The sequence below is a fragment of the Kushneria pakistanensis genome, assembly GCF_014652795.1.
GTDB classification, from domain to species: domain Bacteria; phylum Pseudomonadota; class Gammaproteobacteria; order Pseudomonadales; family Halomonadaceae; genus Kushneria; species Kushneria pakistanensis.
Genome location: NZ_BMZM01000003.1, coordinates 60,681 through 73,374, shown reverse-complemented (window position 1 = coordinate 73,374; position 12,694 = coordinate 60,681). Strand labels below are relative to the sequence as shown.

The 12,694-nt window shown below is 61.1% G+C and carries 12 protein-coding genes; 5 read left to right on the top strand and 7 right to left on the bottom strand.

All coding sequences use genetic code 11. From position 1 onward, the window contains the following. Position 1: 1 nt before the first annotated feature. On the bottom strand, positions 2–2,377 hold the full coding sequence (locus tag IE123_RS10800) for a mechanosensitive ion channel family protein (RefSeq protein WP_229819711.1): 2,376 nt from the start codon (positions 2,375–2,377) through the stop codon (positions 2–4). A 261-nt stretch (positions 2,378–2,638) separates the two neighbouring features. Between IE123_RS10800 and IE123_RS10795 the strand changes: the two genes are divergently transcribed. From IE123_RS10795 to IE123_RS10785, 3 genes are all read left to right on the top strand, one after another. Next, positions 2,639–2,902, top strand: a complete 264-nt coding sequence (locus IE123_RS10795) for a type B 50S ribosomal protein L31 (protein WP_189518088.1) — start codon at positions 2,639–2,641, stop codon at positions 2,900–2,902. 258 nt (positions 2,903–3,160) lie between these two features. Then, complete coding sequence (locus tag IE123_RS10790) at positions 3,161–3,484, top strand: hypothetical protein (protein ID WP_189518086.1); 324 nt, start codon at positions 3,161–3,163, stop codon at positions 3,482–3,484. A gap of 178 nt (positions 3,485–3,662) precedes the next feature. Continuing rightward, on the top strand, positions 3,663–4,664 hold the full coding sequence (locus IE123_RS10785; RefSeq protein WP_189518084.1) for an LLM class flavin-dependent oxidoreductase: 1,002 nt from the start codon (positions 3,663–3,665) through the stop codon (positions 4,662–4,664). A 24-nt stretch (positions 4,665–4,688) separates the two neighbouring features. Here IE123_RS10785 and IE123_RS10780 read toward each other — a convergent pair whose 3' ends face one another. The 4 genes from IE123_RS10780 to IE123_RS10765 all read right to left on the bottom strand — a co-directional run bounded on the left by IE123_RS10780 (position 4,689) and on the right by IE123_RS10765 (position 9,528). Next, positions 4,689–6,938 (bottom strand): TRAP transporter permease, encoded by a 2,250-nt coding sequence (locus IE123_RS10780; protein WP_229819710.1) that lies wholly within the window; start codon positions 6,936–6,938, stop codon positions 4,689–4,691. A 32-nt stretch (positions 6,939–6,970) separates the two neighbouring features. Continuing rightward, a complete protein-coding gene (locus IE123_RS10775; protein WP_189518082.1) occupies positions 6,971–7,489 on the bottom strand; it encodes a DUF1850 domain-containing protein in 519 nt (172 codons plus the stop codon). Between the two features lie 8 nt (positions 7,490–7,497). Next, a complete protein-coding gene (locus IE123_RS10770; protein ID WP_189518080.1) occupies positions 7,498–8,598 on the bottom strand; it encodes a TAXI family TRAP transporter solute-binding subunit in 1,101 nt (366 codons plus the stop codon). Positions 8,599–8,772: 174 nt separating this feature from the next. Further along, entirely contained in the window at positions 8,773–9,528 is a 756-nt protein-coding gene (locus tag IE123_RS10765) for an alpha/beta fold hydrolase (protein ID WP_189518078.1), read from the bottom strand. A 174-nt stretch (positions 9,529–9,702) separates the two neighbouring features. Between IE123_RS10765 and IE123_RS10760 the strand changes: the two genes are divergently transcribed. Next, positions 9,703–10,002 (top strand): hypothetical protein, encoded by a 300-nt coding sequence (locus IE123_RS10760; RefSeq protein ID WP_189518076.1) that lies wholly within the window; start codon positions 9,703–9,705, stop codon positions 10,000–10,002. A gap of 35 nt (positions 10,003–10,037) precedes the next feature. Here IE123_RS10760 and IE123_RS10755 read toward each other — a convergent pair whose 3' ends face one another. After that, the gene (locus IE123_RS10755) at positions 10,038–11,498 is read right to left on the bottom strand and encodes a phospholipase D-like domain-containing protein (RefSeq protein ID WP_189518074.1); all 1,461 of its coding nucleotides are present in this window, start codon (positions 11,496–11,498) and stop codon (positions 10,038–10,040) included. After that, positions 11,488–11,739, bottom strand: coding sequence for a hypothetical protein (locus IE123_RS10750; protein ID WP_189518072.1), 252 nt, complete (start codon positions 11,737–11,739; stop codon positions 11,488–11,490). The genes IE123_RS10755 and IE123_RS10750 overlap by 11 nt, the downstream gene beginning before the upstream one ends. A gap of 83 nt (positions 11,740–11,822) precedes the next feature. Between IE123_RS10750 and IE123_RS10745 the strand changes: the two genes are divergently transcribed. Next, entirely contained in the window at positions 11,823–12,614 is a 792-nt protein-coding gene (locus tag IE123_RS10745; protein ID WP_189518071.1) for a TlpA family protein disulfide reductase, read from the top strand. Positions 12,615–12,694 lie beyond the last annotated feature (80 nt).

Here is a 12,694-nt window from a genome sequence, read left to right as displayed (position 1 = left end):
ATCAGGGGCGCGACGGCGCATCGCCCTGCGAAGGGGCGTCCGGTGCGTCGTCGCTGCTGCTTCCCTCATCGCGGGGCTCGGGCGGCGCGGCCACTACATCGGCATCCCCACGAGAGCCGCCCTCGCGCCTGCCCTGAAGATGCTCCAGCAAACCGTCAAGGTTCTCGATATGGATGCTGGTACGCGGTACGGCCAGATCGAAACCTTCTTCATCCATGCGCCGCTTGAGTCGCAGATTGAACTCGCGTGTCACCTCCCACTGCATGACCGGTGCGGTACGAAAACGGGCACGCACAATGGCAGAGCCCTCGGTAAAGCTTTCCACGCCCTGCATTTCAAGCGCCGACCAGATCTTGAAGCGAAACAGCGGATCATTGCGCATGCCGCCGGCGGTTTCCTCGATCATCTCGATGGCCCGGTCGATGGTCATGCGCTGTGGCACACGTACGCGGAACATGGCATAACCGAATTCGCGCGAGTAGTTCTGTACCGCCTTGATCTGGCTGAAGGGCACCGAGTGGACAATGCCGTCCAGATCGCGCAGGCGAATGGTGCGCAGACTGAGCTTTTCGACCGTCCCCAGGTTGCCACCAACATCGACAAAATCGTCTATGGCCAGGGTGTCCTCCACCAGAATGAAGATGCCGGTGATCAGATCCTGCACCAGCGTCTGGGCACCAAAGCCGACCGCCAGACCGATGACACCGGCACCGGCCAGCAGTGGCGTGACGTTGACGCCCAGATTGGCCAGCGCCACGATCGAGCCGATCACCACGATGGTGACAAACACCACGTTGCGCATCAGCGGCGTAATGGTCTCGGCCCTTGCCCGGCGTGCCCGTCCGCGCTGGGAGCGCGAGGTAGAGGTCATCGCGCGATGGATGGCGGTATCGGTGAGAATCCAGATCAGCCAGCAGAACAGCACCGTCAGCCCGATACTGAACAGCGGCTGGGCGATGCGCTCACCCACCCCGCCGGTTCGGCCAAGGTTCAATATCGAAAAGCCCCAGCTCTGAGCGGCGCACTCGGCAAAGATGACCCAGCAGGCCAGATGCGCCAGCACATAGCCAAACCGGGTCAGACGACGGACATAGAGGGAACGGCGCGGCCGCTGACGCATCTGCTGACTGCTGCGACGCAACAGCCCGGTCACGATCAGGGTCACGATCATGAGCGCGGCCGTCAAAAGCGCCCGGGCAAAGACCGAGCGTACATCACCACTGTAGGTCAGAATCGCCAGTAGCGAGGCGGCCACGATCAACAGTGCCGGGATGTGCCAGACCCTGCCCAGTACCTGAATCAGATCGCTGACGGCACCGCCCTGGCGACGCCGGCTCAGCGGTCGGTTACGAATCAGATGGCGAATCGGACGGCGAAAGCGCACCACGAAAAAGCCGGTCAGAAGCACCGCGACAATATTGACGATCTCGGCACTGAAGCCGGCCAGACTGCTGCCCAGTGCCTCTGTAAGAAGCGTGGCATTCAGGGCATCGCCCAGCGCCGCCACGCTGCCGATATAAAACAGCGGCCAGGCTGCCTGCTGACGCAGCAGACGCAGTGCCGTGCGTCGATGCCCCCAGGAGAACAGCGAAAAGACCACCTCACAGACCGAAGCAAACACCATGCCGCACAGCGCGGCCCAGCCCAGCGTGGTCGCCAGAATCATGCCGGGCGTGGGCCCCACTCGAAAGGTCACTACCAGAGTGCCGGCAAAGGCCACCCCCATGGGCAAAAGCCTGCGCAGGCAGTAACGCATCAGCACCACGGCAGTGGGCTGTTCGGGCAGTCGCTGTACGACCCCGTAGTGGTTGCCCACGGCCCGGACCAGCATATAGAGCAGTAGACCCGCCGCCAGCTGTACCGCCAGCGTGATCAAAAAATCCCGGATCAGAGACCAGCGACTGCCACGATCGTCGAACCGGCCGGACAGATCATCCAGCGCACTGTCGGCTCTGCGCTGCCAGCTCTCGATCAGGCTGCGCCCCTCGCCGTCCTGACCGGTGACCTCCTCGAATGTGGTCGCCAGTGCTCCCAGGAGGCCGCGCCCGGAGGCACCCGGCGGTCCCTGCGCCTCGTCGCTATCGATTCTGGCCTGACTGGCCTGCCTGAGATCGCGCAGCCCCTGGAGGAGCGAGTCACGCTGTTCACTATTCTCAAGCGTTGAGATCAGCTGATCCAGCGAGTCGCGAATCTGCTCGGGAGAAGCCTGCTCACTGCTCCCGCCAGCACTGTCACCACCACCTGATCCCAGCCCGGCAAGCTCGGCGGCCGAGCCGTGGGCCTGCGGCACCACCGCCAGCATCATCAATATGAGCGTGACCATTGCGCCCAATTGGCGCACGACTGTCAGCGGCCAGAGCCCTGTTATCGCCTGCATGACCTGATTATTCCTTTTGTTCAATCCGCAGGCAGCGTGACCTGGTCGGGCCGGGCCTACAAGTGGTGAGCGGCAATGGTAGTAATCACTGCATGGATGGCTGGCCTTTCTTCTGTTTCGTGAACGTCCGGCAGGGTCACGATGGCTACAAACCGGTACGCTGCGCCTGATCGGACCGGAAAACGGTTGAAAAAATATTGACGCTGGCCCATCATACCCGGCCATTAAATTTGGCTGACCAACATCTTTCCGGAGCGCGCCATGAAAGAAGGCATACATCCCCAGTATCGTACGGTGATCTTCCACGACACCAACGCTGATACACACTTCAAGATTCGCTCGACAGTAAGCACCAGCGAAACCATCGAGTTTGAAGGCGAGACCTATCCGCTGGTACGTCTGGATATTTCTTCTGCCTCGCATCCCTTCTATACCGGCCAGCAGCGTCAGGCCAGTTCCGAAGGTCGTGCAGCGCAGTTCCGTCGTCGCTTCGGCAGCTTCGGTACGCGTAACAACGCACAGTAATATCCCGGGCGCGCTTCGCCCGTGTAATACGGTCTGTTCGAGCCGATATCCGAACACTGCAGCGCTCCTGTATGCCCGAAAGAGTCTCTTTCGGGCGTCAGGGCTGCCCCGCCCGACACTGCATGACCCATCTCTTCCGATAGCTCTTCCGTGGCATAAACCAGGCTGAACCGCCGTATTGGGCATGAACCTGCCATAAGCGCTATTGTCCTAGTATCAGCCATCCTGTTTCAGCCACTACCCGTGAGGAGTGTTTACATGGCAGATCAGAGTTATAACGCCGCCTGGCGCATGGCCGAACAGATGAAGGCTCGCGCGCAGGCTGCACAATCCTCCCGCCAGCCCGGGGCACTCAAAATGCTCGGCGCATGGATGATCTTCGGCATCCTTTTGATGCTGGGCAGTGTACTGGCCCTTTTCTTTATCCTGCTGGGCTGGGCCATGATGCCGCTGGTACGCCATCGCATGAAAAAGCAGGCGAATCGAAACGGTCATACCTGGCAGGGCCAGACCGGGCCATCTCATCAGCACAGTACGCTGGAAGGCGAATACGAAATTCGTAACGAGCCGCGTTACCGCTAGTTGAATGCCTTTGACTGATGATCTGAAAAGCCGGCCACGCCGGCTTTTTTGCGTCAGCAACCATGTTACCCAGTCTGCTTTCGCTTGAATTACTGCCTGCCCGCCCCGACGTCACACATAATGAGCCTGCTAATGATATGCTGGCAGCAGCGCTTTCCCGACTTTTTCAGAGGCCATCATGTCCCTACTTGCCAATACCCGCTTGTCCGTCCTGGATCTGGCGCCCGTGCGTCAGGGCGGCAGCATCGCTGAAACGTTTGACAATACGGTCACACTGGCGCGCCATGTCGAGTCGCTGGGCTATCACCGCTTCTGGCTGGCCGAGCATCACAACGCCGCGGGCATTGCCAGCGCGGCTACCTCGGTATTGATCGGTCATGTGGCCGGCGCTACATCCACCATCAGGGTCGGATCCGGGGGCATCATGCTGCCCAACCATCCCCCGTTGATCGTGGCCGAGCAGTTCGGCACGCTGGCCACGCTCTACCCCGATCGCATCGATCTGGGACTGGGTCGTGCCCCTGGCACCGATGGCGCCACCATCGCCGCGCTGGGCCGCAACCCGCAAAGTGGCGTGCATGACTTTCCCCAGCAGGTCGCGGAGCTTTCCCGCTACCTGGGCGACGAACAGCCCGGTCAGCGCGTCAGTGCCTGGCCTGGTCAGGGCACCCACGTGCCGCTCTGGCTGCTGGGTTCCAGCGGCTACAGCGCACAGCTCGCCGCCCATCTGGGTCTGCCGTTTGCCTTCGCCGGCCAGTTCGCACCGGGCTACATGATGGAAGCCCTGCGGCTGTATCGCACCAACTTCCAGCCCTCGGAAGTACTCGATAAACCCTATGCCATGGTTGGCATTCCGCTGGTGGCTGCCGATAGCGATGAAGAGGCACAGTATCAGGCCACGACCCAGCAGCAGAAATTCCTGTCACTGATTCGCGGTCGTCGCATCCAGCTCGCCCCACCGGTGCGCGAGATGGACTGGAGCCCGCATGAACAGGCTGCCATCGCCAACAATCTGGGCGCCTCCATCGTGGGCGGGCCGGACACCGTGCGCCGTGAACTCGAAGCCTTTATCGAACGCACGGGCGCCAACGAGGTGATGATCAACTCGGACTTTTATGATCACGCCGACCGACTGCGCAGCTACGAGATTCTTGCCGATCTCCAGCAGGGACGCCGTTAGGCGCCCCTACCGGCCCTTCGGGCGTCAGGCAGCCCTGTCTGACGTCCCTGCCCTCTTCCTTGCTGCCAGTGCCCGGTTGATTGCAAATACGGTCACTGCGATGGCCGCGCCTGCCATGTCGGTCCAGAGCCCCGGAAAGATCAGCATCAGTGCTCCCACCAACGACACCAGCCGCATGACCATGTTGACCCGCGTCCACAGATAGCCCTCGGCTGCGACCGCCAGCAACGTGACCCCCGCTACACTGGTGACCAGTACCATCAGGATGTTGGTGATTGTCGAATCAATCATCAGCATTTCATGGGCGAACACGAACATGAAGGGCACCACAAAGCCGGCGATGGCCAGCTTCATGGCCTGAAAGCCCGTGGCATTGGGCGACCCACCGCTGATGCCGGCACCGGCATAGGCCGCCAGTGCCACCGGCGGCGTCAGGTTGGCGAAGATCCCGAAGTAGAAGACAAACATGTGCGCCACGAACACGGCCGTATCATTGCTGCCGGACAGCTCGCGAAAGAGCGGCAGGTTGAGCAGAATCGGCGCCGCCATGGTGCTGGTAATGATATAGGTCGGAATACTGGGCAGTCCCATGCCCAGCACAATGGACGCCAGCATGGTCAGCAGCAGCGTCACCATCAGCTGCACCAGCGGACTGGGAATCTGTGACCCCAGTGCCACAACCGCATCGGCGGCCTCCAGTGCAATGCCAGTCAGCGTGGCTACCCCCACGATAATACCGACCGCGCCGCAGGCCACGGCTACCGGAATGGCATTGCGGATGCCGCCTTCCATGGCGTCGACGCAGTCACGCGCGTTCATGGTCTCGGTCACGATGCCTCGTTGCGTCCGCAGCGCGTTGATAATCACCGGCACCACGATCACTGCCAGCAGCCATAGCCGATCCGGTGCAATGGGCGGTATCCCGTGCGGCCCGATCAGCCCCTGAAGCTGCGGCTGGAAAATCAGTGCCAAAAGCAACAGCGACAGTCCGATGACCACGCGACGTGTTCCGCAGATGAGTACGGTGGCACCAATGGACCAGAAGGCAGCAAAAAACGGTGCCCGCCCGTCGGCCAGCAGCCAGATCAACACCGCCATGGGTACCAGCAGGTGACCGCGCTCGAGCATGACGGCACGTACAGGTGTCAGTTCGGCGCGGGGAATGCCCTTGAGACCGTTGCGCAGCGCACGAAGATGCACCTGAATCAGCACGCCCAGATAAAAGAGCAGCGCCGGGATGATGCCGGCCATCATGACCTGGGTATAGGGCACCGACAGCACCTCGGCCATGATGAAGGCCGCCGCTCCCATGATGGGCGGCAGAATCTGCCCGCCGACGCTGGCCGCCGCCTCCACGGCGCCGGCAAAGTTGGCCTTGTAGCCGGTCTTTTTCATCAGCGGGATGGTAAAGGCACCGGTCGTGACCACGTTGGCAATCGCCGAGCCGTTGATCGAGCCCAGAAACCCACTGGCGATGACCGCCACCTTGGCCGGGCCGCCACGGGAATGGCCCGCGACTGCGAGTGCCAGATCATTGAACAGCTGGCCCAGGCCCGACTTGCCCAGAAAGGCACCAAAGAGAATGAACAGGATGATATAGCTGGCCGATACCGCGATCGCCGAACCCAGCAGGCCTTCGGTGATGTAGACCAGATGCGACATCAGTTGCCGACCGATCGCCATCAGGATGTTGGGGTTGAGCTCCGGATAAAAGGAGAGCCTTGCGTAGAGGCCGTAGACCAGAAAGGCCGTGGCCAGCAGCGTCAGCCCCCAGCCGGTCACGCGACGCGTCGCGTCCAGTACCAGCAGAATGGCCACGATGCCGATCACCATGTCCAGATCGGTGATGCGCCCGGCGGCGAGAATGATCCGCTGGGTGGAAAAGATCATGTAGATGCCGATCCCCAGTGCAACGACGGCCAGGATCACATCGCGAATCGGTACCCGGTCGCGCGCGCCCTTGCGGGTAAAGGGATAGAGCACAAAGGCCAGCGCCAGCAGCGTATAGAGGTGAATGCTGCGCTGCTGGATATCAATCAGCGGGCCGGCGGTGGAGGTATACAGGTGAAAGGCCGCCAGCAGTACGGCCAGAACGGTCACCACGCGGGCAAAAAATGTCGGCAGGCTGTGGCGTATGGCGCTTTCGCGGTCATATTTTTCCAGCAGCGCCGGGTCCAGTGCCGGGCTTTCATCCCTGCCGGCCAGGCCACCGGTCAATCCGGCGCCGTCCCGCCCTTCGCCCGCGGCTTCGCGGCGATCCATTCTTGTGCTCATGTTGTTTGTTCTCTTTGTACCGGTCCATCCTGTCACCCGTGGGTCATCCGGTGCCACCAGGGACGCCACAGGCCAGCCAGTACCATGACAGGTGGCAGCCGTTGTTGTTGGAAGCGCAGGGTGGGAGCTGGCCCGAGTGCGCCGAGATCAAGCCAGTACCCCCCGTAGCCCATGCGGTAGTGTTCACGCGCGGCCGCCTGTACCAGCAGGGGGTCTACCGGACGCGCGATGTCGTCCAGCACCACCCAGCCCTGCTCGAGACGACTGGCCTGTCCGGTGTCCGGCACGCCGGCACCAAAGGTCTTGAAGCGACTGCTTACCACGCGAATGGCCCCCTTCGATAGTGCGAAGGTCTCAATCCAGTCCTCACGCTCTACCGAATGCTGCCAGCACAGTGAAAACCGGGTGCCATCGTCGCCGGGAAACACGTAGCGCCGCTCAAGGGTGCCTTGTGCATGCAATTCGCTGACCACCAGCCAGGGCCGGGGCCAGCAAAACACCAGCAGCAGTACCAGCGCATATAACGCCAGCCAGCCTCGGCGACGCGACACGTGCCTGCTCAGGTAGCGTCGCTTTCGGCGGTATCATTTTCAGCAGGCTCATGCGCGGCGTCACTTCCCTGAGCGCTGTCCTCGCGGGTTTCATAGTAACGCTGCGCCCCGGGATGCACCGGCAGAATCAGGTCCTGATCAAGGGTATCGGAGCCCACTTCTCGCAACGCACCCACGGCGACCTGGCCGGAATTGAGATATGCATCAAAGCGACGCGCCAGATCCTCGGCCACATCATCGCGCATGCTGGCCGGCGCGATCAGGAGATTACGAATCGCCACGGTATTGACCGGCTCGGAGAGGTTATAGCGCTCGGCGGCGCCGGCAGGAATGGTATAGCTCTGGTAGTAGGGATAATCCGCCATCAACTTCTGCGCAGTATCACCATCAATGCTGACGAATTTGATGTCGCGGCTCTGCATCAGGCCGGTAATGTTGCTGTTGGGCACACCCGAGGTGAAAAAGGCTGCGTCCAGATTACCGTTGCTCATTTCGGTCACGCTGTCGGCATAGCCGGTATGGCTGACGCGGGCCAGGTCATCATACTCAAGGCCTGCCGAGGCCAGTGCGATCCTGGCGCTGGCTTCCACGCCCGACCCTACCTGGCCTACACCGATACGCTTGCCAGCCATATCCTCAATACTGTCGATGCCGCTGTTGCTCAGCGCCACCACCTGCACCACGTTGGGGTAGAGCCCGGCGATGGCTGTAATATCAGCGGCGTTGCCCTCGAACTGGTTCTGGCCGTTCACGGCGTCATAGGCCACATCGCTCATGACGATCGCCAGTTGATTGAGCCCGTCCTGAAGATTCTGAATGTTTTGTACCGAGGCCCCGGTCGAGACGACCTGAACGTTACGCACCATCGGACTGGCCTCGAGCACGGACTTCAGCGCACCGCCCAGCGCATAATAGGCACCCGAGGTACCGCCGGTACCAAAGACCAGCTGAACCGGATCAGCCGTGGCCTCACTGCTGCCCTGACTGTCACCGCTGTTTTGCTGGGCGCCTGCACTGTCCTGCGCCTGCTGGCTGTCGCTGTCATCGCCACAGCCACCCAGCATCAGCAGTAACAGAGAGGCCGCTATCAGTCCGCTTTTATAATGCATGGTGCTTTCCCCTGATCCATTGGTCTTCGTACGCGCTTGTCATGCAAGGCTGTCATGCGAGGTCAATGTATACAGGGGAAATGTCGTAACACAACGCGGTCAGTGCCCGACGAGCGTCAGGCATGACATCCATTGGTCGTATTGAAAAAGGGGTAAAGGCGCGATTCGACCGTCCTAGCCCCCAGCCGTGCACTGCACAAAGTCATCAATCAGGCTCGCCAGTGCCTGAGGCATTTCCATCGGCAGCAGGTGTCCATGATCGGGAATGATTTCAAGGCGTGGTGATGCGAACTGACCAAGTACCAGCGCTCTTTGTGTGTCCGGCGGCAGTGACGGATCCCGATCTCCCACAACGATCAACGCGGGATAGTCCAGCACACCGACTTCGGCTGAAAAATCCTCCCGACTGCCATGACGTGGCCAGGCCTGCCAGGCGGCGTGCGAGGCACGCATGGCGTCTTCCACGGCGTCTTGATAGCGCGCCGGTGAAAGAGGCTGTGCAATCGCACCATCGATAAAGGACTCGGCCTGCTCACGGCTGTGGTCAAAGGCCTGCTGGAATTCCCGCTCCTCGTCACTGACCGGCTGCGGTCCGGCGGGCGCCGGGGCGACCAATACCATCGACACCAGCCACGCAGGCCGTCGGGCCGCCAGCACCATGGCCACCTTGCCCGAAAAGGAATGGCCTACCAGCACCACCCGTTCAAGCCCCATCTCCTCAATGGTCTGCTCAACCTGATCCGCCATGGCCCGGGTATCAAACCCGTCACGGTCGGTGGCATCGCCAAACCCCGGAAGATCCAACGCAATACAGCGATGGTTCGGCCCGAGATGGTCGATGACCTCCCGCCATTCACGGTGGGAATTGCCGAAAAAGTGCATCATCACCAGGGCCGTCTCGCCTTGCCCCTGATCCATCAATGGCAGCATGTTCTCTCCCTGACGCAAGCTTTAACAATGTCCGTTGAGCATAGCCGTCGTCACCGCCCATGACAGTGAACAATTGCTGATGACAGCGCAGGCATGCCTATACTGATGTCTATGTCCGACAAGCCCCGGTAATGTCGACAGGACCCCTTGAACGGCCACAGAGGATGCACGTCCATGAATGCCAGCGGTTATATTGTCGCCAGTGACAGCGCCATCATTGGCGTTGGAGAGACCATCAACGAGGCTGCCGAACAGGCGCTTGAATGGAGCGACGACTACGATGGCGTCGAGGCGCTGATCGAGGATATGGAAGGCGATCTCGAAAAGGCGCACGAGGAAGATGGCAAACCCTACCTGCGCCGCGCGACCGCAGCGCTCATGGACGCCGTGGAAAAGGGCGGCACACCCGAGCAGTGGACCATCATCGACAATATTGCCTGTACCGCCGAGGAAGCCATCGCGCATAACAGCTGATGCCTCACCCGGCCCTGCTGCCTTTCAGACGCCCTTTAAAGCAATCGCCAGACGCCCGGCAGGCCGCCCAGCCATTTCTGGCAGCGGGCCAGAAAACTGCCGGGCTCTTTCATCAGTCGGCATGCCTGATTGTTTTCATCGACGGTCAACCATGACAGCCGACCCTTGTCATCCTGCTCGACCCTGAAACTGCTGGCCGGGTTCAGCGCTCGCTCGATCACGGCGTCAAGCTCTGCTACCAGCCCCTCATGCTCGACCCGCAACCCCATTTCGTTGTTCCACCAGGTCGATCGTGGATCGATATTGAAGGAACCAATGAAGAGCCTTTTATTGTCCATGACCATGGCCTTGCCATGCAGGCTGGAAGCCATCACGCCGAAGTGATGCATGCGTCGCCGGCGCGGCTTGTGGCCGTGTCGCAGCTCATGCATGCGCGCACCCAGATCGAGAAAGTGCTGCCGCCAGGGTGCGTAGCTGCCGTTGACCACCGGGGTATCGCTGGCCTGCAGAGAGTTGGTCAGTACGGTCACGCCCACGCCCCTTTCCAGCAGCGCTTCAATGTCGATGACGTCACGCTCGCTGGGGATGAAATAGGCCGAGACAACCCTGATGTGATGCTGCGTTTCGGCCACCATCGCCCCGATGGCAGTTCCCATGATGAGCTCGCGCGCCGGGTAACCCGGCTGACAGGATTTATCGGGATGGTCCCAGTAAAGCTCACCGTTGGCCTGCACCAGATCGCCCAGCCTGTCCTGCGGTGCCCTCGATTCCCCATGATGAATGGACAGAAAAGGGGAATCCGCCAGCGCTTCACCGGACAGCTTGCGCTTGAGTTCATCGCGCAGGTCCTGCCAGGCATTATCCGGTGCAGACGGCATCAGGGAGGCAAGCGTACGCACACAGCGACCATGCCAGTACCGGCCAAAGCATTCACGCATCTGGCCGGTAATGCGTCCTCCCACCACCAGCATGTCCAGATCGGCGAAATTATATTCACTTTTGGTGATAAAGTAATCGTCGCTGAGATTGCGACCGCCCGCGATACCGATCCTGCCATCCACCAGCCAGAGCTTGTTGTGCATGCGACGATGCGACCGGCGGATGGTCAACGCCATGGCCAGGCGATGGCTCCAGTAATAGCGCCGCCAGAAGGTGATCGGGTTGAAAAGACGCACTTCGATACACGGATGCGTATCCATGGCGAGCAGCATGCGCTGCACATTGATGGCGCTGAGGTCATCCACCAGCAGCCTGACCCTGACACCGCGCTCGGCTGCTGCCAGCCACTCGGCCATCAGCACCTGTGTCGTGGTGCCATCCTCAAGGATGTAGCTCAGGCTGTCGATCGTGTGCTCAGCGTGACGCGCCAGATGTGCGCGCATCTCAAAGGCTTCAAGGCCATCGGACAGCAGGCGCATGCCGCTGCTGCCTTCCGAGGCCGAGCCGTCCTGCATCGCCTGGCTTCCCGGGGCGCCGGAACTCGTGTCATTGGTCATGAAAGGACTCATGGTCGCGATCTTTCAGCGAGCGATTGCGGTAATAGCGGCGCAGCAGCGCAGCATAAAGGGCTGCTACAAGCATGGCGGCCAGGGTGATGGCCTGGGCCGGACGTACAAGATGCTCAGGTAACAGGGTCTCAAAGAGCACAATCAGAATAAAGCCGAGCGCCTGGGCTGAAAGCGCCACAATACGCGGCGTATCACGGCGGCGGGTGCGCCTGGAACGGGAATCGGGCATGGAAATCACCGGCAACAACATGAGTCAGCGTGCATGGCCGGCCACGCCGGCCTGCCCAGTTTAACGCATGATGGTAAAAACGAATGGATATCCTTGAAAGCGCCATGCTGTCCCTGCCTCCGGCACTTCTGGCCGTGGCATGCGCTACGGTGGCGCTGCTGGCAGCACACATCATCAGCCTTTCAGCACGGCCGGTCACGATACGCTGGGCCCTGGGCGCACTGCTGTTCTGGCTGGCCGGCGCCCGACTCTGGGCATGGCTTTCTCAAGGCACCTCCCTGCCGGCCACGTCGTGGCCGGGGCATCTCTGGAGCACCGGCGTCGCCCCGGCTGGTGGGCTGATCGCCCTGCTGGCCTGGACCCTGTGGTACTGTCGGCAGCGTCCGGTACTACGCCAGAGGCTTTGCATTCTTGTCATGGTGGCAAGCGGGCTCTGGTGGGGGCTGGAGCAGTGGCGAGAAGGTCTACAGACATCGCTGCCTGCCGCGTTGCCCACCCTGACATTCGAGTCGCTTGAAGGCCATTCGGTCACACCGGCCAATGATGATCTTCCGCGTTACTTCCTGCTGTGGCGCAGTGACTGTCATTCCTGTCGTCAATGGCTTCAACGGCTGGCCGAGTGGCCTGTCAAGCAGCGTCCGGCACTCGCCCTGGTCAATCAGGGAGAACCTCTGCTGAGCGTTATCCGCTATCTGGATCAACACCCCGATCAGCAGCTTGGTCTGGAGGACGCGGCGCTGCTGCTGGATCCGCGCCAGCGCCTTCTGGCCCTGACAGGCAGCCATCATCTGCCGGCACTGTTGTACGTTGCCGCGGATAACACCTTGATACGTGTTCATGACCTGTCAGCCATCATGGTGCCCGACTCACCATAGTGACCTGCCCCTTCTCTTGCAGTAAGCCATGCGCACATCAGTGCCCCGCCTGCCCTCTCTTTTGGTTAAGATAGGCACCC

Excerpts from the sequence above, each read along its gene's own strand:
- IE123_RS10800 (WP_229819711.1), bottom strand. The coding sequence starts at position 2,377 with ATGCAGGCGATAACAGGGCTCTGGCCGCTGACAGTCGTGCGCCAATTG.
- IE123_RS10795 (WP_189518088.1), top strand. The coding sequence starts at position 2,639 with ATGAAAGAAGGCATACATCCCCAGTATCGTACGGTGATCTTCCACGAC.
- IE123_RS10790 (WP_189518086.1), top strand. The coding sequence starts at position 3,161 with ATGGCAGATCAGAGTTATAACGCCGCCTGGCGCATGGCCGAACAGATG.
- IE123_RS10785 (WP_189518084.1), top strand. The coding sequence starts at position 3,663 with ATGTCCCTACTTGCCAATACCCGCTTGTCCGTCCTGGATCTGGCGCCC.
- IE123_RS10780 (WP_229819710.1), bottom strand. The coding sequence starts at position 6,938 with ATGAGCACAAGAATGGATCGCCGCGAAGCCGCGGGCGAAGGGCGGGAC.
- IE123_RS10770 (WP_189518080.1), bottom strand. The coding sequence starts at position 8,598 with ATGCATTATAAAAGCGGACTGATAGCGGCCTCTCTGTTACTGCTGATG.
- IE123_RS10765 (WP_189518078.1), bottom strand. The coding sequence starts at position 9,528 with ATGCTGCCATTGATGGATCAGGGGCAAGGCGAGACGGCCCTGGTGATG.
- IE123_RS10760 (WP_189518076.1), top strand. The coding sequence starts at position 9,703 with ATGAATGCCAGCGGTTATATTGTCGCCAGTGACAGCGCCATCATTGGC.
- IE123_RS10755 (WP_189518074.1), bottom strand. The coding sequence starts at position 11,498 with ATGACCAATGACACGAGTTCCGGCGCCCCGGGAAGCCAGGCGATGCAG.
- IE123_RS10750 (WP_189518072.1), bottom strand. The coding sequence starts at position 11,739 with ATGCCCGATTCCCGTTCCAGGCGCACCCGCCGCCGTGATACGCCGCGT.
- IE123_RS10745 (WP_189518071.1), top strand. The coding sequence starts at position 11,823 with ATGGATATCCTTGAAAGCGCCATGCTGTCCCTGCCTCCGGCACTTCTG.